Below are 453 nucleotides of genomic sequence, written 5' to 3'. Positions count from 1 at the left end.
CCTTCTTAAAACGTTTGCTTATTCAAGCAATCGCCAAGAACATTTCTTTTTACCTTATTTCTCTACTCTCCGGCTCATTCCTTTTCAACAAAAAAAACTCGCCTTCAAGCATTCTTTCTTTCCCTTCCCTCATCTTTCAAAGAACAATTTCTTTATTCCGATTATTCAATCAAAATAAAGATTTCAGCTATTCACTCAGCTGTTAATGGGCCTGATTAGAGTTGAACTAATGACCCCTTCCTTATCAGAGAAGTGCTCTAACCAACTGAGCTACAGGCCCGTATAAAAAAAGAGAGGGAAAGAAGAGGAGATAAGCGTACGCCTTGTGTACAACTACAAAGCATTTAGTATTTACCTTTCTCTAAGAAAGGAGGTGATCCAGCCGCACCTTCCGGTACGGCTACCTTGTTACGACTTCACCCTCCTTACCAAGCGTACCTTCGGCACCGTCCC

Annotated in this window: 1 tRNA gene and 1 rRNA gene; both read right to left on the bottom strand. The window is 41.5% G+C overall.

From position 1 onward, the window contains the following. Window positions 1-206 precede the first annotated feature (206 nt). Window positions 207-280, bottom strand: a tRNA-Ile gene (locus HGH47_RS12300). Between the two features lie 86 nt (window positions 281-366). Then, window positions 367-453, bottom strand: a 16S ribosomal RNA gene (locus HGH47_RS12295); the annotation flags it as partial.

The organism is Treponema sp. OMZ 805, from assembly GCF_050937395.1.
In the GTDB taxonomy this organism is placed as follows: domain Bacteria; phylum Spirochaetota; class Spirochaetia; order Treponematales; family Treponemataceae; genus Treponema.
The sequence above is the reverse complement of the archived record's forward strand: the minus strand, read 5'-3'. Positions and strand labels throughout refer to the sequence as shown.